Annotated in this window: 20 protein-coding genes; 2 read left to right on the forward strand and 18 right to left on the reverse strand. The window is 38.0% G+C overall.

Annotated features, from left to right (window positions below; translation table 11 throughout):
* Positions 1 to 163: 163 nt before the first annotated feature.
* The 5 genes from ABWW58_RS15490 to ABWW58_RS15510 all read right to left on the reverse strand — a co-directional run bounded on the left by ABWW58_RS15490 (position 164) and on the right by ABWW58_RS15510 (position 4,531).
* Positions 164 to 919, reverse strand: coding sequence for a hypothetical protein (locus tag ABWW58_RS15490; protein WP_353869967.1), 756 nt, complete (start codon positions 917 to 919; stop codon positions 164 to 166).
* Between the two features lie 259 nt (positions 920 to 1,178).
* Complete coding sequence (locus ABWW58_RS15495) at positions 1,179 to 1,901, reverse strand: DUF4276 family protein (RefSeq protein ID WP_353869968.1); 723 nt, start codon at positions 1,899 to 1,901, stop codon at positions 1,179 to 1,181.
* Complete coding sequence (locus ABWW58_RS15500; protein ID WP_353869969.1) at positions 1,879 to 3,087, reverse strand: AAA family ATPase; 1,209 nt, start codon at positions 3,085 to 3,087, stop codon at positions 1,879 to 1,881. Before ABWW58_RS15500 ends, ABWW58_RS15495 begins: the two co-directional genes overlap by 23 nt.
* Positions 3,088 to 3,485: 398 nt before the next feature.
* Positions 3,486 to 3,923, reverse strand: coding sequence for a transcriptional regulator (locus ABWW58_RS15505; protein ID WP_353869970.1), 438 nt, complete (start codon positions 3,921 to 3,923; stop codon positions 3,486 to 3,488).
* 74 nt (positions 3,924 to 3,997) lie between these two features.
* Positions 3,998 to 4,531, reverse strand: a complete 534-nt coding sequence (locus ABWW58_RS15510; RefSeq protein ID WP_353869971.1) for a DUF6932 family protein — start codon at positions 4,529 to 4,531, stop codon at positions 3,998 to 4,000.
* A gap of 558 nt (positions 4,532 to 5,089) precedes the next feature.
* Here ABWW58_RS15510 and ABWW58_RS15515 point away from each other — a divergent pair.
* Both ABWW58_RS15515 and ABWW58_RS15520 read left to right on the forward strand, forming a co-directional pair.
* Entirely contained in the window at positions 5,090 to 6,616 is a 1,527-nt protein-coding gene (locus ABWW58_RS15515; RefSeq protein WP_353869972.1) for a T7SS effector LXG polymorphic toxin, read from the forward strand.
* A gap of 19 nt (positions 6,617 to 6,635) precedes the next feature.
* Positions 6,636 to 6,938 carry a hypothetical protein gene (locus tag ABWW58_RS15520; protein ID WP_353869973.1) on the forward strand — a complete coding sequence of 101 codons (303 nt, stop codon included), beginning with the start codon at positions 6,636 to 6,638 and terminating at the stop codon, positions 6,936 to 6,938.
* A gap of 425 nt (positions 6,939 to 7,363) precedes the next feature.
* Here ABWW58_RS15520 and ABWW58_RS15525 read toward each other — a convergent pair whose 3' ends face one another.
* From ABWW58_RS15525 to urtA, 13 genes are all read right to left on the reverse strand, one after another.
* Positions 7,364 to 8,368, reverse strand: a complete 1,005-nt coding sequence (locus ABWW58_RS15525; RefSeq protein WP_353869974.1) for a HoxN/HupN/NixA family nickel/cobalt transporter — start codon at positions 8,366 to 8,368, stop codon at positions 7,364 to 7,366.
* Between the two features lie 61 nt (positions 8,369 to 8,429).
* Positions 8,430 to 9,233 (reverse strand): urease accessory protein UreD, encoded by an 804-nt coding sequence (locus tag ABWW58_RS15530; protein WP_353869975.1) that lies wholly within the window; start codon positions 9,231 to 9,233, stop codon positions 8,430 to 8,432.
* On the reverse strand, positions 9,223 to 9,840 hold the full coding sequence (gene ureG / locus ABWW58_RS15535; RefSeq protein ID WP_353869976.1) for an urease accessory protein UreG: 618 nt from the start codon (positions 9,838 to 9,840) through the stop codon (positions 9,223 to 9,225). The genes ABWW58_RS15530 and ureG overlap by 11 nt, the downstream gene beginning before the upstream one ends.
* A gap of 23 nt (positions 9,841 to 9,863) precedes the next feature.
* Positions 9,864 to 10,559: an urease accessory protein UreF gene (locus ABWW58_RS15540; RefSeq protein ID WP_353869977.1), complete on the reverse strand. Its 696-nt coding sequence runs from the start codon at positions 10,557 to 10,559 to the stop codon at positions 9,864 to 9,866.
* Entirely contained in the window at positions 10,552 to 11,004 is a 453-nt protein-coding gene (locus tag ABWW58_RS15545; RefSeq protein ID WP_353869978.1) for an urease accessory protein UreE, read from the reverse strand. The genes ABWW58_RS15540 and ABWW58_RS15545 overlap by 8 nt, the downstream gene beginning before the upstream one ends.
* 14 nt (positions 11,005 to 11,018) lie before the next feature.
* A complete protein-coding gene (gene ureC, locus ABWW58_RS15550; protein ID WP_353870024.1) occupies positions 11,019 to 12,725 on the reverse strand; it encodes an urease subunit alpha in 1,707 nt (568 codons plus the stop codon).
* 28 nt (positions 12,726 to 12,753) lie between these two features.
* Complete coding sequence (locus ABWW58_RS15555; protein WP_353869979.1) at positions 12,754 to 13,065, reverse strand: urease subunit beta; 312 nt, start codon at positions 13,063 to 13,065, stop codon at positions 12,754 to 12,756.
* A 12-nt stretch (positions 13,066 to 13,077) separates the two neighbouring features.
* Positions 13,078 to 13,380: an urease subunit gamma gene (locus ABWW58_RS15560; RefSeq protein ID WP_353869980.1), complete on the reverse strand. Its 303-nt coding sequence runs from the start codon at positions 13,378 to 13,380 to the stop codon at positions 13,078 to 13,080.
* 40 nt (positions 13,381 to 13,420) lie between these two features.
* The gene (urtE, locus tag ABWW58_RS15565; RefSeq protein ID WP_353869981.1) at positions 13,421 to 14,107 is read right to left on the reverse strand and encodes an urea ABC transporter ATP-binding subunit UrtE; all 687 of its coding nucleotides are present in this window, start codon (positions 14,105 to 14,107) and stop codon (positions 13,421 to 13,423) included.
* Positions 14,100 to 14,867 carry an urea ABC transporter ATP-binding protein UrtD gene (urtD, locus tag ABWW58_RS15570; protein WP_353869982.1) on the reverse strand — a complete coding sequence of 256 codons (768 nt, stop codon included), beginning with the start codon at positions 14,865 to 14,867 and terminating at the stop codon, positions 14,100 to 14,102. The genes urtE and urtD overlap by 8 nt, the downstream gene beginning before the upstream one ends.
* 3 nt (positions 14,868 to 14,870) lie before the next feature.
* The gene (gene urtC, locus ABWW58_RS15575) at positions 14,871 to 15,926 is read right to left on the reverse strand and encodes an urea ABC transporter permease subunit UrtC (RefSeq protein ID WP_353869983.1); all 1,056 of its coding nucleotides are present in this window, start codon (positions 15,924 to 15,926) and stop codon (positions 14,871 to 14,873) included.
* Positions 15,927 to 15,942: 16 nt separating this feature from the next.
* Positions 15,943 to 16,848 (reverse strand): urea ABC transporter permease subunit UrtB, encoded by a 906-nt coding sequence (gene urtB, locus ABWW58_RS15580; RefSeq protein WP_353869984.1) that lies wholly within the window; start codon positions 16,846 to 16,848, stop codon positions 15,943 to 15,945.
* A gap of 103 nt (positions 16,849 to 16,951) precedes the next feature.
* Positions 16,952 to 18,214, reverse strand: coding sequence for an urea ABC transporter substrate-binding protein (urtA, locus tag ABWW58_RS15585; protein WP_353869985.1), 1,263 nt, complete (start codon positions 18,212 to 18,214; stop codon positions 16,952 to 16,954).
* Positions 18,215 to 18,332: the final 118 nt, after the last annotated feature.

Below are 18,332 nucleotides of genomic sequence, written 5' to 3' on the forward strand. Positions count from 1 at the left end.
TTTGCATCTGGAAGATGATTCATTGACTTCGAATGAATCGCGCCATCTGCAAGTTTTCCAGGCTGGTCTTCCTGTATAAACCTGCTGTATTAACACTTTTTTACTTTCAGTCTCTAGGCATAAAAATCATTCTACATAGTTTTTTGCAATGCTTGAAGATGAATTAGTCATTATTTTTCTTTTTTAAACGCTTATCAATCTCTTTTTTCATCGCGTCAGTCAGTCTTTCTCTATAGTTAATAACTGTTAATTGAATCACTGCCCAGCGATCTTCTTCCTTCTCCAATTCAGCAAATCGGTTAATATGAAGCAGCCACTTCAGTATTTTCATTTTATCTAGTGTGAACTTATTTTGCTGTCCCCTGAGGAGAACGGCTCGTTCGAATAATTGGTTTCGAATCCGCCATGATACGTTCAAACGGATGATGGCATTTAGAAGCGGAAAGCTGGAATTATTCGCTAATGCTTTTTTTACGATACGTTCCGGAATAGCAGGATTAATTAAGTACCGTTTAATATCCGATTCCTTAACGCCGATTGAATCAGCAATAGAAGAAATCGATTTTTCTTTACTCATAAGACTCACAATCTTTAAATGCTTATCCATCCATCCGGACTTGCCCAAATACATCCATTGCAGTTGTTCCAGCCTTTTATAGGTAGCATCCGTTCTAGACTGGCAAAAACAACTGATCCACTTATAGCCGCACTTCTGATAGGCAAGATAAATTTCATAACCGGCAACGAGCCAGTACCCGTCCCCGTTTTCTTTCTTCTCAACAACGATCATTCTGGGGAGTGCGACATCCGCCCGAAGTTTCTTAGCAATTTTTTTTAATTCACTTTTTGACGGCTGTGTAGAGTAGGTCGGATAAATCATTTCGATAGGTACTTGAATCATGGAAAATGTGATCACCATCTGCGCCACTCCCAAATTGCTACTGGAAGATTTTATGTGGCACCCAATTTGTCCTATTCCAAATGAATCAAGGAAATCTGACCATTCTCAGAAATAAAAGACGCACCTGTTCGTCCATAAGTGATCAATGTGCTTGCTTATAAAACAATAGACAAGGATAAAAAAACGGATTTAAGAGCGGTGTACCACAACTGTTTCTCTTAGTGTCTCTTGTAGACGACTCTATTAATCTTGTAAGTCGTCAAGTCAGCTTATCAATTCATCTTATTTTGTTTTGAGCACAATCAATAAAGGGAGAAGAGCTGATCGGACATTTTTTTTGCAATGTATCTAAATTTAAATGCGCTACAATTTGGCAATACGTTTCATTTGAGGGGATTTGATTTAACTGGGAAAGAACTCTCTTTAATACATGTTTCGGATAGTTGCTACTCGGATCGCGTTTGTCTCCCCATAAGAATTCCGGATCACTTGGCAATTGAATGCACCGGCCAAAAGCCTGTGCAAATGAACTCGGATCTGCTAACAGCCAAGATTCGAGCATTCTAAGCGGAATCACCGGAATTCCATTCACATGAAAGAACTCAAAAGCTTCAAAGGCTTGATCGTAAGCTTCTTTAGACTCCCTCCTAGCATTCAATCGAGAGTTTTTCGAACCCGTCTCTTTATCCGTATCTCCGTAATAGATTACGAGATCATAGTCAAAATGATTTTTTCTACCGTATAATACAAGCTTATTAATAATTGCACCGTGTCCTCTAAATTTCTTCCGCCCTCTTGTGGGTATAATCGGAATACGGCTTATCTCTTTCTTCCCTGGGGGATTAATAAAATCTAGTTGAACATGAGAGTTAATTTTTTCAATGAGTTTGACGATACATCCTTTTTTCCAAACGCCACTTTGGTCAACAGTGCCGATATCTGTTGGTCCTTCACCATAAATCAATACCTTTAGACACTTAGTCGTCATGGTCTTCACCATCGTCTAATGTCTTCTCTAAAGCGTCTTCGATCTCCTCAGGATCAAAGTTGAGCCAAATTTCACCCGCATTCATAAACTTTAATTCCTCGGATAATTTGGGACTCTCAAACATATTTTGAGACTTAACACGCCCTTCGCGATCTCGCCACAAGAAGACAATGCTTTCTTTATCAAAGTAATTTAAAATGACTGGGCTATGCGTTGTTACAATAATTTGTTTATTTTTTCCGATCCTACGCAAATTATCTACGAGCTCAGCTGCTAGATTTGGATTAATCCCGTCTTCTATTTCATCAAGTAACAAAATACGGTGATCATCATCCAACGCCTCTAGGGAGACTAACGCAATAATTCTAAGTAAACCATCACTAATATAATTGGCATTAACATTATAGGCACTGATATTTGGCAATTTTTCACCAATGTTTAATTGAACATGTCCGTATTGTCTTTTTTTAGTATTGATGGCTTCGAAATAGGGATAGTAGTTCTTTAATTTCTTGTTTATCAAAGACTTTTTTTCATTTGGCAGTGTATGCAAAAAAGCACCAAGCCGTTCGCCGCCAAGCCCCAGATCATTTGCATCATATCTGCTTGTTTTTCGCATGTGCTCCGGGGACAACGATTCAAAGGATTTGATACTGAGTACATTTTTTTTTAAAGAGCTGAGTTGTGGAAAACGATGGACAAACTCCTCTTGAGAAGAACCAATTAAAGACAGCATCGATCCTTTCAACTGAATTTCCGGAAATTCCTGAAAGTCACCTTTAGCAGAATCAAACCAACGCATATTTTTTGTATCTTTAAGCAAAAGAACTGCATTTGTTTTTGTTTCCAGGACTCGTTCTTTCATGCAGATAAGCTCATCTTTACGAGCGACAAGTGTAAAAGACCACTCTAACTCATGATTATCAACGCGGAAATGGACAGAAAAATTAATATTACGTTTTGACCTTGAACTTTTCCCCTTAAGCTCCGAAGCTTTCCAATTATGTTTTGATAAATAACCATCAAGATTATTTGTCGCAAAATAATACAATAAATCAATAGCTTGTAAAACAGAACTTTTTCCAACTGCATTGGTTCCAATCAAGACCGTTAAGTATTGTTTAAAATGAATTTTAAACCGATTAAACGCTTTAAAGTTATCAATATATAGATTGGTCAGCACAAGCAAATCCTCCAATCTTCTTATTCTTCCTATTATTATAACTGAATGGTCGGAAAAATAGACGTTTCCTTTATGAAACTTTTTCAATGCCTACATGTTCAAAGCTTAGACTTCTGTATTGTTCTCATTTCTCTATCGAGCTTTGATTGCTACTGTTGCTCATTCATCGTTTTTGCGCTCGCCTTGGTGTTGTTTTTACTCACCTATTGGATCATCTGGTATCTTTTGTCATTCCTAATGCTCGTCCTTACTGTTCATATGCTATATAGCTTCTCTCGGGACCGATTCAAGCTGTACAAACATGGATGACTCGTTACATTTCTCTAAAGAAGAAAATGGACACAGAACGTGTAATCCATACACGCTCTATGTCCATCAAGAATTTGGTAAACCAAAGAACACTTTATCGGCAACTATGCCCCTACTTCGTCGGTAATCTCGATTTTGATCGTAGCCTTCATTCCCATAGCTCTCATAACGTTTTCAAGTTTTTCAGTCGTTGCACCGTAGTATTCGTTACGTTCATCTCTAGAGACTTGAGCTTCACTTACCTTCAGCCGATGAGCCAACTCAACTTGTGGTAAGTTCAAGTAAATTCTATAGGCGATTAATGTCTTACCAATGTCTGTGAATTTATATACCGGATTAAAGGTACCACGTTTAATTCGCTCATAATACTCGACTTCTGCCTTTAATTGTTCATGAAATGAGATCAACGGCTGCACGGCCATGTCAACTTGTTCGGCATTAAGCTCCATTTTCTCAAATCGACTTTTTTCACTTTTTATATAGTCTTGATCTTGCTTCAGCTTCTCAACAGCCTTCTGATATGCGGCTTCATTTTTAATCATAATACTCGTTCACTCCTTTGCTTGAAATCGGTATAAACTGCTGTTCATTGACAATCAAAACCAGGAGTTCTAAATTACTTGATAATTTTGATAATGCCTTTCGGTAAAAAAGTATCCCGTGTTTTTCTAAATGCCGCAGGAAACATTTGCTGATGTCCATATTCATCAAGAATACCGCTCTCTTGCCCTACATGAGGATATAATTCTACTTTATATCGATACCACATAGGAAGTTGAGGCTTAGACGAATTACGATCGTATACTCTGCTTTTCCAGTCCCACGTCCAAATTTTGTGAGGATCTATTTTATTTAAATCCCGCACAATATCTAATAGATAATAAGGGCTCGTTGCAAAATAACCATCAATGTCGCTTGGGTTAGCCTTATCTTCAACAAATGAACCATCAATAAAAATTTCGTCAATTCCGACTTGGTGCAATTGATCAACAAGAATAGATAAATTAGTGACTAACATGAAACGTTTCTGTTGATTCCAAGGTACCCCTCCGCCAGGTCCTTGAACCAATAGAGAACTTTTTAGTTGCTCTATGGTCATTGGATAATCTCCGGGACTAAGAACTCCATTCTCATTGAAAACCAGTGGCATAATCTTGCCCTCCAGAGGAAAAAAATATACTTATTTTGCAAGTTACTCTCGCACATTGATTAACGTTTATGTTAATTTAACTCATAAGTTAATTGTATAGTGCACGATTTATTTTGTCAATGTTCATTTAATCGACTGGCAGCATAAACAATGCTGAGCCAGTCGATTTTATTGTGTATTGAGTCTCTATTCCCAACAGCAGGGTATTTGATATCGAATGTTGTCGACAGACCATTTTCCAGTAAATTCCCTATGCTTATTTAGGAGTTTCGACTGTGTTCAACACTTAGCCACATTTTGTACACTAGAAACAAACCAAAAGACTTTCCCCTGTTCCTTCTAGAAACACATCACATTTTCGCATTTCCATCCCATTGACTAGTTCCTAATCTGAAGGTGATAAAATGAGAATAAACATGGGCTCTGGCTCAGCCGGTGATACACAAACCTACGATGCCGAGTCATTGATCACAGCCGCCAAGGCGTACGCCAAACACTACCAAACGTTACGTGATCAATTCCATAACTTGCGCACCGCATTCCAGCAGATCGCAGGACTTGGCTCTGATTTTCGCTGCTCAAGTGAATGTCGTCGATGCCTGGTTGCGGCTGATTGATGAAAAAACCGCTTATTTTCAGGGCGTTTCTGGTACGATTGATTACAGGAACCTCGACGGAGATACACAGGTTCACGTCCCTTTTTTGAATGAGGACCTGTCCATGGGCTACGCGCGTTCCAAGGAAATGGTGCGCGAGCAGCGTGATGACATCGCCAAGATTCTGAACAGCATTTCCGACCTTGTCCCCATCAATGTGTTTTCCAACCACGACGTCGATCAAGCATTAGATGCTGCTGACAAAAAGCGAGCAAAAATGGCACTCGATGTTCAGGATCTCGATCAATCCTTGACGAATGAATACCGTCAAATTACTGAAGACCTGCCGCACATCCAAGCACTGTACGAAGAGCTGATTCACGCGACTCGTCAAGGTGCGGACGTACAGCCAATGCATTTCAACGCGACCGCCTATCACGACAGCAAAATCTATCAAGTTCAGGATGAAATGCGGAAGCAAACACAGCAGTATCTGGAGATCAAAAAGCAGCAGGAACAGGCGCGTCACGTGTCGAAAAAAGATACACAGCCCATCAATCCTTTACTGGAAAATATAACCAAAGCGGTGATCATCGATCAAGAAATCCAGTATGGCATACGTGATGGAGCAAAAGATATGGTCAAAGACACCGTCCTCGGCATATGGGATGCAACGACAAATCCAGTCGAGACGTTTAAAAGCACTTGGTATGCATCTACTCACCCGATTCAAACCTTTAACGTTATCAAAAACGCATTGGTTCAGTCGTTTGATAAAGACATCATACACGGCAATGCCTATACACGCTCAAGATGGATTGTCTGCGCATTCGCCACGCTGCTATCTGGTGCTGTCGGCACCAAAGGCGTTGATAAACTTGGTAAAGTTACCAAAGGCGAAAAAATAGGCGAAGCCGCCAGCAAAGCGCGCATGGTAACAAAAACAACACTGGCAAAACACGCTGAATCAGTGAATAATAAACTTAATCGGTGGAGCACGCCTCTATTCCCCCGCACACAATTTGCGAACGATCCGATCCCTTACAATGTGATCGATACCAAGGGATTAAGAAACAAACTGCAGCAGCTACCCGACCGTAATGATCCGCTCTCCAATCAAATCGATCATGTGCGGGATTTGATTCAGCAAGCGTCAATTAAAAAACATATTACAGGAAATGGAAAACTTGTTAATTCTGTTTCAAATATGAATGAATTATTTAGAACAGACTTCGGAAAATCCATTATTAATAGTATCTCAAAAACCAAGATTAACTATGATGGACAATCGATATATAAAATAACTCAAAAAGTTGATAATGATTATCTTAAAAAAGGGTATGGCATTTATCTAGACGCATTACATCATGATCATCTAGAAGTAATAGACAAGAAAGGCAACGTAAAATACGTTTTGAATTTGGATGGAACTGTAAATATAGATAAAACCAAAAAAGCATTAGGCCGTAAAATAGGAAACTGGAAATAAAAAATGGAGGCAATGACATATGTACCAAAGATTAAAAGTAGTACTTGATCTAATTCAAAAACTTAATTCCACGACTGAGATTATTTCTAAAGCCGACATAAAGGAACAGTACGATAACCTGGATGATTTCAAATCATTAACAAACCAGTTCGATGCTCTATTAAAAAAAATCACTAATATAAACACCAAAAATGGGGATGAAGTTGAAAAAGTTTTGTTTGATATTCACAGATTATTGACCACTTACGAATGGCATTTCTCAGAAATTAGTGACTTAAACACTAAGCTGTTAAAAAAATATAAGGATAAACTTAATAACTAAACCATGGTGGTGTGGTCCATCATGGTATAAAACTATGTCCAACTTTTGGGGTTCACATCAAAATCTGTTATTTTAGGAATTTTATCTTTGAATGTTCAAAAGTAAGTGTCAAGTAGCTCACATCTAGTCAATGATGCGGGCTATTTGACACTAATAATTTTTTCATTCAAGTAGAATGCTGCTCTTTTTTTGGTACATTCCCTTCCTATTCATCCTTATTTTTCTCCTATAAATTATACTGGAATATCAGAATTAGAAATAGTCGATCTAAATACAGAACAGTGCTTAGCTGTTTGCACTCCAAATTTTAGATCATTACCTAAGCAACATAAATTTAAGAAAGTCCGTTAACCTTGGACTTACAAAGTGAAATCCCGCTGAATCAAGTAACGATTCAACGGAATTTTTATTTGATTCACTACTTTTTACATCGCCTTACTCCATCGTTGATCAATGCGGAAAAGTTTCCAAATGAGGTAAGCGAGCACCCATACCGTAATAAAAAGGATAATCAAACCATAGCCCATCCAGTTCAAATCGATCTGCTGCACCCAATTCCAAAAATGGCCTTTAAGCTGAAAAAGTTCACCGACAACCTGACCAAGCTCAATAGCACCGATCAGCAGTGCCGCCAGTACTGAAACAGTCGTGACCGTAAGATTGTAGTAGATCTTGCGAACTGGTGTATCCAGCGCCCAGCGGTAGGCACGTGTCATCATCACTGAATCCGTCGTATCCATGACATTCATACCTGCAGCAAAAAGAATTGGCAACGCCATAATTGCAAGGAAAGACATATGCGCCCTTACGGATTCTGCCGAGAGCGCCAGCAAGCTGATTTCCGTCGCAGTATCAAAACCAAGCCCAAATAGGAATCCAAGCGGCAGTACATGCCAGCTTTTAGTAATAAACGCAAACAGAGGCTTAAACGTGCGTGCCAAGAATCCGCGCGATTGAAGCAACTGTTCAAATCTTTCCTGATCGAATTCATGTTTTTTCAATCGGCGAAATAACCTTTGCAAATCCATTAAAATCAAAAAATTAATAATTGCAATGACAATCAAAAAAACGCCGGAAACCGTCGCCCCCACGAAGCCGCCGACATGCTCAAACAGCGACAAATGTTGCTGCGCCCAGCGTACAGACAAAGCCAGAACAGTCGCCATGAGAAATACGACCGAGGAATGGCCTATTGAGAAATAGAAGCCGACACCCATCGGATTTTGTCCTTGTTGGGTCAGCTTGCGCACGGTATTGTCAATGGCCGCAATATGATCTGCGTCAAAGGCATGCCGAAGCCCAAGCGTATAAGCCATAAGGCCGAGACCAAGCATGACCGGATTCGTTCTGGCTGCGAGAAAAAGAAACGTAAAACCAACAACATGCAGTATTAGAGATCCTATATAATAAGGCAGACACTTTTTTAACATGTTTATTCTTCCCTTCATTATTTCTGAGCAAAATCGACTTGTTGCCACTTCCCTCAATATTTTATTGTTGCTTGATTTTCTCTGATTTTTGACGAAAAAACATTAATGCAGATTGAATTTGTTCTTCTATATCTTGTGTCCGATAGCCTAAGAACCGAATCATTAATCCTGGAATTGATAATTTGGTCACACCGCTAATTAATTCCTTATTGTATGGAAGCCATTTACGTAAAACATTTAGGTCAGCATTGTGAAATGAGGGATATATAGCAATGATTGATCCCAAATGAGTGAAGTTTCCCATTAATTCCTTTGATGTCAAAGGATCATCTTTAAAAAAACGCAAGCGATCAAAAACGCTCAGCTGGTTGTCATAAATCACTTTTGTCGTTAAATCAACTTGTTTAAATGAAAATTTCGCATTATTTGGATCGTACCCGCTGGTCAAGATCTCACTTAAAAATAAAGCACTGCTATGATCCATTTCAATATGTTGTAGCTGCCGGTAATGTGAATCTTTATAAGGAATAATTGGATTAGGTATATACTCCAAAATACTGCTATTTTTCATTTGTATCGCAATTTGTTGTAATACACTGTCTCTTTCTGATTTATATATTTTTGTTGCAGCTTGGGTAGTTAAATGCACTTCCGCGTTATCTTTTAATGAAAGACGGATCGTGTACTGATCTCCCTGTAAATAACCCCCACCCAGATTAACTAGTATATACTTGATTCGACCACTACCTCTATCATATTGTGGTCTGATAACCTTTAAAGCACCGTGAAAATACACATGAGAAGCTATCGTTTTATTTTTCTTTTTCTCAAAAAACAGCTCCAACTCACCTCTTTTAACACTCATGCTTTTTGTCCAAAAAAGATGACTTCAAAATCCAATCAATGACTTCATCTAATCCATGCTCCTTTTGAAGGTTCGTAAATACTAGAGGTTTATTTCCACGGAATTTAAACGTATCCTGTTTCATTACATTTAAATCGGCATGGACATATGGAGCAAGATCTATTTTGTTAATAATAAAGAGATCACTTTTTATCATTCCTTGCCCAGCCTTTCTCGGAATTTTCTCACCTTGAGCGACATCAATAATATAAATACTTAGATCAACAAGTTCCGGGCTGAACGTAGCGGCTAGATTGTCTCCCCCACTTTCAACAAAAATCAATTCTAAGTTTGAATCGTGTTTTTCCAATTCTTCAATTGCCGATACGTTCATTGATATATCTTCACGAATAGCCGTATGAGGACAACCACCTGTTTCAACACCAATAATTCTATTTTCTTCCAATGCACTGTTATTAATTAGGTACTGTGCATCCTCTTTTGTATAAATATCATTTGTAACGACAGCTATATCAATCTTTGGATATAAATGTTTCGTAATTTTTTCAATTAAAAACGTCTTCCCTGCACCTACTGGTCCGCCGACCCCTATTCGAATTGCAGTCATTTATGATCACCTTTTTTTATTTATTAGGACATAAACATTCGTGCAAATAATGTTTCATGTCGCATTTGAGCAATTTCATTACCTGGAAGTCCTTTTCCAAAATCATCTATGTTCAAGGACATGACATTACTAACGATTTCGTCCATCTCATCATGCATTTGGATTAGCATTAATTGCGCTTTTGCTTGCCCGATTGGTATTCCTCTAACAGCATTCTGGATTAGAGAGGATATGACGCTATATAAAAAAGTTTCTAATAGTTCCGATAAATTCATTTTCAACACATAACCGACAATTGCATACACGACACTAGGATGCGGGGCACTCCCTTGGGTATGAATACACTCACCAAATTGTTTAAGCAATTGATTATCAAAAAGTTGAATGGCCAGATTAAGAAACTGTTTTCCAGTTCTGCTATTTCCCGACCGTACTTCCGATGACAAGTTTTGAGCGTGAATTAAATCATTGTAGCCAATAAGACGATTCATTTGAGATCTTTCACTGGACATGAGAGTAGTGTATGTTTCTTGGACAACAAGTAAATCATTATATTTCAATTGATTCTGGATGTAGACATGCAACCAGTTGTAAAAACTACGATCATCATGTATTGTGCCTTGATTAATATATAACTCAAAACCATACGATTGATTAAAAAGACCTATTGGAAACGTTGTATCCATCATCTGTAAAATTGCCAATTGTTTATTAACCATGGCTGTGCCCTATATAACGGAAAGGTGTTTCTAATCTTTTATTTTCACGTTGATATGTGAATTTGTTCTCACATAAATACGTTTCGGCAACTGGATCATACTGAATAATCATTGTATCTTCAGTAAATTGAGCCGGTAGATGATGATTGCCCAAGTTGTGGGCAATCACGCCCATCTGTCTCATTGAATCCGGATGTATTACTAAAACATCTTCATCCAAAACATCGACAATCAATAAATTTTTCTCTGTCTTCTCAAGAATATCTCCAACATGCAAATGATTTCCTTTATCTAACAATACTGATATGTTTCGATTATGATCCGAGACTAAATGATGGAGACGTTTTGCCAAATCTTCATTTTTAACAAAAACTTTCTCAATATGATACTCAGATTGCTCCTCAATCGAAATTTCATGAATTGATCCAATTATTTTGTTGATCATGACAAACTCCTTTATCAGAATAAAAAGTATCGTTGCGTAAGGGATAATTCTTTTGCAGGATCACAGGTGATCAGTTTTCCGTTTACTCTAACCTCATAGGTTTGTGGATCAACATCAATCTGCGGCGTCTGATCATTATATTTCATATCTTTTTTAGAAAGATGCCGTGTGTTCTTAACGGTCAAGGCCTTTTTATTTAACCCGTATGCTTTATCTTTCTCAAGTTCAATGGAAGCCTTTGACATAAACGTGAAGGAACAAGTTTCTAATGCACGACCAAACGAAGCAAACATCGGCCGATAATAAACCGGTTGAGGTGTCGGTATTGATGCATTGGCATCTCCCATTAAACTGCAGGCAATCATGCCACCTTTAATAATCTTTTCAGGTTTAACTCCAAAAAATGCAGGCTCCCACATAACTAGATCCGCTATTTTTCCAACTTCGATTGAACCTACATAATTGGAAATCCCATGAGTTATTGCAGGATTGATTGTATATTTCGATATATAACGTTTCACTCTAAAATTATCACTTTTAACGCAGTCTTCAGGTAAAGAGCCCCTCTGTTTTTTCATTTTATCCGCTGTCTGCCAAGTTCGAATGATCACTTCTCCAACTCTACCCATAGCCTGTGAGTCTGAACTCATCATGCTGAATATCCCCATATCATGAAGAACATCTTCTGCCGCAATTGTTTCTTCACGAATTCTTGAATCGGCAAAAGCTATATCTTCCGGAATACTCGGATTGAGATGGTGGCATACCATTAACATATCCAAGTGTTCGTCCAGTGTATTTGTTGTGAAAGGCATTGTTGGATTAGTAGAGGAAGGAAGAACGTTTAGTTGACTTGCAACTTTAATAATATCAGGAGCATGACCTCCACCCGCGCCCTCTGTATGATATGTGTGAATGACGCGATTTTTAAAAGCTTTAATTGTATCTTCTACGAAACCTGATTCATTTAGCGTATCCGTATGAATAGCGACTTGTACATCGTATTTGTCAGCTGTTTTCAGTGAATTATCAATTGCTGCGGGCGTTGCTCCCCAGTCCTCATGTATTTTCAAACCAATAGCCCCTGCTTCAATTTGTTCATCTAGGGGGCGTGTTGAAGCAGCATGGCCTTTACCAAGAAAACCCAGATTCATCGGAAAACCATCGGCAGCTTGTAACATTCGAGCTAAGTTCCATGCGCCTGGAGTTACTGTAGTCGCATTTGTCCCTTCAGTCGGGCCTGTTCCACCACCAATCATGGTAGTAATTCCACTTTGAAGAGCAACCTCAATTTGTTGTGGCGAGATAAAATGGATATGAGAATCAATTCCACCAGCTGTAACAATTTTCCCTTCACCAGAAATTATTTCAGTTGAAGCTCCAATGGGAATCGTTACTTTATCCATAATTTTCGGATTCCCTGCTTTACCAATTTTCATGATTTTGCCATCTTTTATGGCTATATCCGCTTTAATAATACCAGTATAATCAACAATTACAGCATTCGTAATCACTAAATCCGGAACACCTTCATCGCGTGTTGCTAATGGGTCCATGCCCATACTTTCTCGGATGACTTTGCCGCCTCCAAAAACAACTTCATCCCCATAATTTGTATAATCTTTCTCTATTTCAATGAACAGGTCCGTATCGGCAAGCCGTATTGTATCTCCAACAGTTGGTCCATACAATTGTGCATACTGATCACGTGAGATAATCAACTTATGCTGATCCAATGATATCACTCCATTATTTGTGAATTTTGCCGTTAGTCCGATTATTTAGCCCATATACTTCTCTCGTTCCAGCAAGAGCAACCAATGGAACAACTCTTGCATCGGACGGCTCAAATCGAATCGCAGTACCAGCTGGAATATTCAAGCGGAATCCAAATGCTTTGCTACGATCAAATTTCAAGGCTGAGTTGACCTCATAGAAGTGGAAATGTGAGCCTACTTGAATTGGACGGTCGCCAGTGTTAGTTACCTCTAGTTCACGCGTTTCATTATTAAGATTACACTGGATCGGATCCCCGTAACACTTAATTTCGCCAGGTATCATTTAATAAACCTCCTATTTAATCGGATTATGTACCGTGACAAGTTTTGTGCCATCAGGAAAAGTAGCTTCAACCTGAATATCTTTTACCATTTCTGGCACCCCTTCCATCACATCTTCTGAGTAAAGAATTGTCGTTCCATACTGCATGAGTTCGGCAACTGTTTTACCATCACGCGCTCCTTCCATAACCTCATATGTGATAATTGCTACAGCTTCAGGATAATTTAAGCGACAACCTCTTTTCTGCCGTCTTCGTGCCAAATCTGCAGCAACTACAATCATTAATTTTTCTTTATCTTTGTAAGATAGATACATAGACACATCTCCATTCTAAACTTACATTTTATTAAATCGTTTATAGAGACAGAATTTTTGATACCTCATTCTTATCTAGATGTTGTGGCTCTTCCTCCATAACGATTTGTCCTTTCTCCATCACGTAGCAATAATCAGCGATATTTAATACAAACTCAAGATATTGTTCAACGATTAATACCGACATTTTTTCTTTTAGTTTTAAAATAACTCGACTTATTTCCTGAATAATTGAAGGTTGAATACCTTCTGTAGGTTCATCAAGGATTAGAATTTTCGGCTCGGCAACTAAGGCACGCGCAATGGCAAGCTGCTGCTGCTGTCCTCCCGAAAGATCACCTCCTTTTCTAGGTAAAAAATCTCTCAAAATAGGGAAGAGTTCAAAAATATAATCTGGAATTGTCCCTTGACCATGTTTTGCTTCCAATCCGAGTAGCAAATTTTCTTTAACAGTAAGCTTTGAAAAGATATCTCTCCCTTGTGGAACGTAGCCAATCCCCAATTGCGCTCTTTCAAAAGTACTTTTTTTTGTAATACTTTGTCCTTCTAGATATATTGATCCATGAATGACATTAATTAGCCCCATGATTGATTTGAGTGTCGTTGTTTTACCTGCACCATTTCGCCCGATTAAACAAGTAATTTTATGATCATGAGTTTTAAGATTGACCCGTTTTAAAACTGTACCTTCCCCATAAGTTGCCGAGACTTCTTTTATTTCAAGCATTTTCTTCACTTCCTCTTCCCAAATATACTTTGATGACGTCTGGGTTCTTTTCAACCTCATTAATTGTTCCTTCATCTAATATTTGTCCATCAAAAAACACAGTCACATAGTCAGAAATATGTTTGGCAAATTTCATATCATGTTCAACAACAATTAATGAACATTCTTTTTTCATCTTTAAAATAAGTTCTTCTGTTTTTTCAGTTTCATGGCGCCCCATTCCCGCAACTGGTTCATCAAGCAATATCAGCTTTGGACGCGATACCATAATCATCGCTATTTCCAGCCACTGCTTCTGTCCGTGAGATAATTTTTGCGGATAAAATTTTTGTTCATCTTTTAGTCCGATAAATTCTAGAATATAGTCAACGTACTCCTTCTGCTCTTTTTCTAAAGAACTAAATGTTGTCGACATTAATGAATGGTTACGACTGGCCACAAGTTCCATATTCTCACGAACGGATAAGCTATTAAAAACACTAGGCGCTTGAAATTTTCTTCCAACACCTAATTTTGCTATTTTAAATTCTTTTATTTTCGTCAAATCATGCTGCTTATTGAAAATTATGTTACCACTCTTTACTTTTGTTCTTCCACATATTGCATCAAGAATTGTTGTTTTCCCTGCCCCATTAGGACCGATAAAAAAGCGTATCTCATTTTTATAAACTTTAGTTGAAACATCCTTAATCGCTTTAAAATGACCAAATTGGATGCTGACATTATTTATTGTCAAAATCTCCTTATTATGATTCTCCATTTATTAAATCTCCTCTTTATTTCGATTTACAAATTTCATTATTCTTCCTGGAATTTCGTGGAAAGAGATAAATCCTTTTGGCAACCAGAGTATGACAATAATAAATAGTATTCCAATAAAGTAGGACCATAGATCTGGAAATTGATTACTAATTGCTGATTTAAAACCATTGACTAGTATAGCCCCGAACATTGCTCCAACTAATGTTCCTTTACCACCAATGGCTACCCAGATAACCATCTCAATTGAGCTCATAATGCCTACTTCTGTTGGTGATATAATGCCAACCTGAATAACATACAGTGCGCCGGCAATCCCAGTAATAACAGCAGATAGTGCATATACAAATGCCTTAAAAACCGATGTATTATAGCCTAGAAAGCGCAGTCTATTTTCGCCATCACGTATTGCCATTAATGTCTTCCCAATTCTTCTGTGAACCAGAATCCAGCAGATAAAAAAGATCACAATTAAAGCCAAGAGAGTAATATAGTACATTGAAAGTTGAACCCACGGGTTTGTTAAAGAAAAGCCTAATATTTTAGTGAATCCCGTCATTCCATTTGATCCGCCAGTATATTTCTGTGATCCAATGAGCAACGTTGAAATTATTAAAGCTAGTGCCTGTGATAATATAGTAAAATAAACTCCACGGATCCGATTAATAAAAGTCAAACTGCCAATAACTAAAGCTAAGGCGGCCGGCAGGATAACAACCATTAGTATCGCAAATCCTAAATGTCCAAAAGGTTTCCAAAAAAACGGAAGATGAGTTACACCACTCCAAGTCATAAAATCCGGCAAGCCGCCGTTAGAGGAAGCCATCTTTAAATACATTGCCATGCAGTAACCACCAAGTCCAAAGAAAACTCCATGACCAAGGCTCAGAATGCCAGTGTATCCCCAAATCATATCCAAACCAATCGCAACAATTGCAAAGCACATGAATTTGGCAAACAAACTTACCTGAAACATCGATACAAAAAAAGGAAGTGCTGCTAAAACAATAAATAACATGATTGCATACAGAATTTTATTTGATATGATTTTACCAACCATTACATTACGCCTCCGATCAGTCATCCAAAACACGGGTCTTTACTGCAAATAAACCTTTAGGTCGGAACTGTAAAAGAATTATTACACAGGTGAAAATAAGAACCTTTCCAATTGATGAAGTCGTTAAAAATTCAAAAATTGTCTCTCCAATGCCTATAAAAGATGCACCAAAAATTGTTCCTACTATTGTTCCTGCCCCTCCGGCGACGACAGCTACAAACGAGTCGATAATATAACTTGTCCCAATCGTCGGACCAACAGCTCCAATCCATGTAATTGCACATCCTGCAATTCCTGCCAATCCTGAGCCGATTGCAAAGGTTAAGGAATCCACTCTTCTTGTATTTATTCCAAGTGATGCTGCCATTTCACGATTCTGCATTACAGCGAGGACATTCCGACCATATCTTGAACGGTACATCAATAAATAAATCAGCACTAGACAGATAAGTGCAATGATAAGGATAAAAATGCGATTATTTGGAAATACGATATCATTCGTCAGATGGATATTCCCTTGCAAATAATCAGGCATTCTGACGCTAACGTTAGGTGCTCCAAAAATACTTCGCGCGAGTTGTTGAAAAAACAAGCTGACTCCCCAAGTCACGAGCAGACTGTCAACAATCCGTCCATATAAGTGAGAAATAATCAAACGTTCTAAAATATAACCGATTAGTGAAGCTGCGAAAAAAGATATAACTATAGCGAAGAAGATATAAGAATTAAATAGCTTTGGGAAATGGTCAATAAAAACATTCTGAACAATATAAGTTGTATATGCACCAATCATAATAAACTCACCGTGAGCCATATTAATAACGCCCATCAATCCAAAAGTAATAGCTAGTCCAACAGAAGAAAGAAACAATATTGAACTCAGACTAATGCCATTAAACAATTGCATGATTAATTCCTGCATGTTAATCCTCCTCATCATAAAATAAAAGTTATTTTCCCTGAAAACGAACGATTCACAGGGAAAATAACATTAGGAATTCTAACGATCCACCAAAGAAATCCGATTACTGAACTCCGGTCAATCCTTTTGCCCATTTATATGTTTTGAGATAAGGATCTGGTTTGATCGCTTCTTTTGTACCCCAAACCTCTTTAATCATGCCGTTACTTTCAATTTCTCCAACTCGAACTTTTTTATAGAGGTGCTGATTGTCACCATCAATCTTTACAGTTCCTTCAGGCGCATCGAAGGTGATGCCCTTGGCAGCAGCTTTAACTTTATCTACATTTGTTGATCCTGCCTTCTCAACAGCTTTTGCCCATAAATACACTGCATTATAACCTGCTTCAATAGGATCATCTGTAACACGCTTGTTGCCATATGCCTTTTTGTAAGCAGAAACAAAATCCTTATTTGCTGAGGTATCCGTGGTTTCATAATAATTCCAAGAAACATAATGACCTTTCAAATAACTAGCACCAATACCTTTCACTTCTTGCTCTGCAATTGAGACTGAAATCGTAGGAATATCTTTAGCTGAAATACCTGCAGTACGATATTGTTTAAAGAAAGCGACGTTAGAATCGCCATTTAATGTATTAAAAACATAATCCGGTTTCGAACTTTTAATTTTATTTACAATCGTCGCAAAATTAGTATCACCAAGCGGTGTATATTCTTCTCCCACAACTTTCATACCTAAAGCCTTTGCTTGTTTCTTGATAATCGAATTTGCCGTCCGTGGGAAAACGTAATCAGAACCAACAAGAAATACTTTCTTCCCAAATTTATTTGTCATATAATCAACTGCAGGAACGATCTGCTGGTTCGGTGCAGCACCCGTATAGAAAATATTTGGTGATGATTCCATGCCTTCATATTGAACTGGGTACCATAGAAGACCATTATCTTTTTCAAAAATTGGTTTTACAGCCTTACGACTTGCTGACGTCCAGCAACCAAATACTGTTGCAACTTTATCTTGTTCAAGAAGCTTCGTTGCCTTTTCTGCAAAGGTTGCGTTATCAGAAGCTCCATCTTCAATGACTGGTTGTATCTTTTTCCCTAATATACCACCATTTTTATTAATTTGTTTAATTGCCAGAAGTTCTGCATCGCGCACCGGAGTTTCACTCATAGCCATAGTACCGCTCGCTGAATGAAGTATACCTACCTTAATTACATTACCGGAGCTACCGGAACCGGATGAAGAACTATCTGTTTTTTTATTTGCGCTAGAAATTGCTCCTCCACCTGAACAGCCAGCTAGCAATGCCAATACCAATACAAATCCCAATAATAAATTGACCACTTTAAGTTTTGACAATTCTTTTAGTCCTCCCCAATAAATTTCATTAACAGTTCATATTTCAATACTAATCTAAATTTTCCGTAAAAAAACAGGACAAAATCGCTGTTTTGCCCCATTAATCCGCTAAATAGCT

It is taken from the genome of Sporolactobacillus caesalpiniae (genome assembly GCF_040513385.1).
Classification (GTDB): Bacteria; Bacillota; Bacilli; order Bacillales; family Sporolactobacillaceae; genus Sporolactobacillus.

Coding starts and splice junctions, on each gene's coding strand:
- ABWW58_RS15490 (WP_353869967.1), bottom strand. CDS start 919: ATGGTGATCACATTTTCCATGATTCAAGTACCTATCGAAATGATTTAT.
- ABWW58_RS15495 (WP_353869968.1), bottom strand. CDS start 1,901: ATGGTGAAGACCATGACGACTAAGTGTCTAAAGGTATTGATTTATGGT.
- ABWW58_RS15505 (WP_353869970.1), bottom strand. CDS start 3,923: ATGATTAAAAATGAAGCCGCATATCAGAAGGCTGTTGAGAAGCTGAAG.
- ABWW58_RS15510 (WP_353869971.1), bottom strand. CDS start 4,531: ATGCCACTGGTTTTCAATGAGAATGGAGTTCTTAGTCCCGGAGATTAT.
- ABWW58_RS15520 (WP_353869973.1), top strand. CDS start 6,636: ATGTACCAAAGATTAAAAGTAGTACTTGATCTAATTCAAAAACTTAAT.
- ABWW58_RS15525 (WP_353869974.1), bottom strand. CDS start 8,368: ATGTTAAAAAAGTGTCTGCCTTATTATATAGGATCTCTAATACTGCAT.
- ABWW58_RS15530 (WP_353869975.1), bottom strand. CDS start 9,233: ATGAGTGTTAAAAGAGGTGAGTTGGAGCTGTTTTTTGAGAAAAAGAAA.
- ureG (WP_353869976.1), bottom strand. CDS start 9,840: ATGACTGCAATTCGAATAGGGGTCGGCGGACCAGTAGGTGCAGGGAAG.
- ABWW58_RS15540 (WP_353869977.1), bottom strand. CDS start 10,559: ATGGTTAATAAACAATTGGCAATTTTACAGATGATGGATACAACGTTT.
- ABWW58_RS15545 (WP_353869978.1), bottom strand. CDS start 11,004: ATGATCAACAAAATAATTGGATCAATTCATGAAATTTCGATTGAGGAG.
- ABWW58_RS15555 (WP_353869979.1), bottom strand. CDS start 13,065: ATGATACCTGGCGAAATTAAGTGTTACGGGGATCCGATCCAGTGTAAT.
- ABWW58_RS15560 (WP_353869980.1), bottom strand. CDS start 13,380: ATGTATCTATCTTACAAAGATAAAGAAAAATTAATGATTGTAGTTGCT.
- urtE (WP_353869981.1), bottom strand. CDS start 14,107: ATGCTTGAAATAAAAGAAGTCTCGGCAACTTATGGGGAAGGTACAGTT.
- urtD (WP_353869982.1), bottom strand. CDS start 14,867: ATGGAGAATCATAATAAGGAGATTTTGACAATAAATAATGTCAGCATC.
- urtC (WP_353869983.1), bottom strand. CDS start 15,926: ATGGTTGGTAAAATCATATCAAATAAAATTCTGTATGCAATCATGTTA.
- urtB (WP_353869984.1), bottom strand. CDS start 16,848: ATGCAGGAATTAATCATGCAATTGTTTAATGGCATTAGTCTGAGTTCA.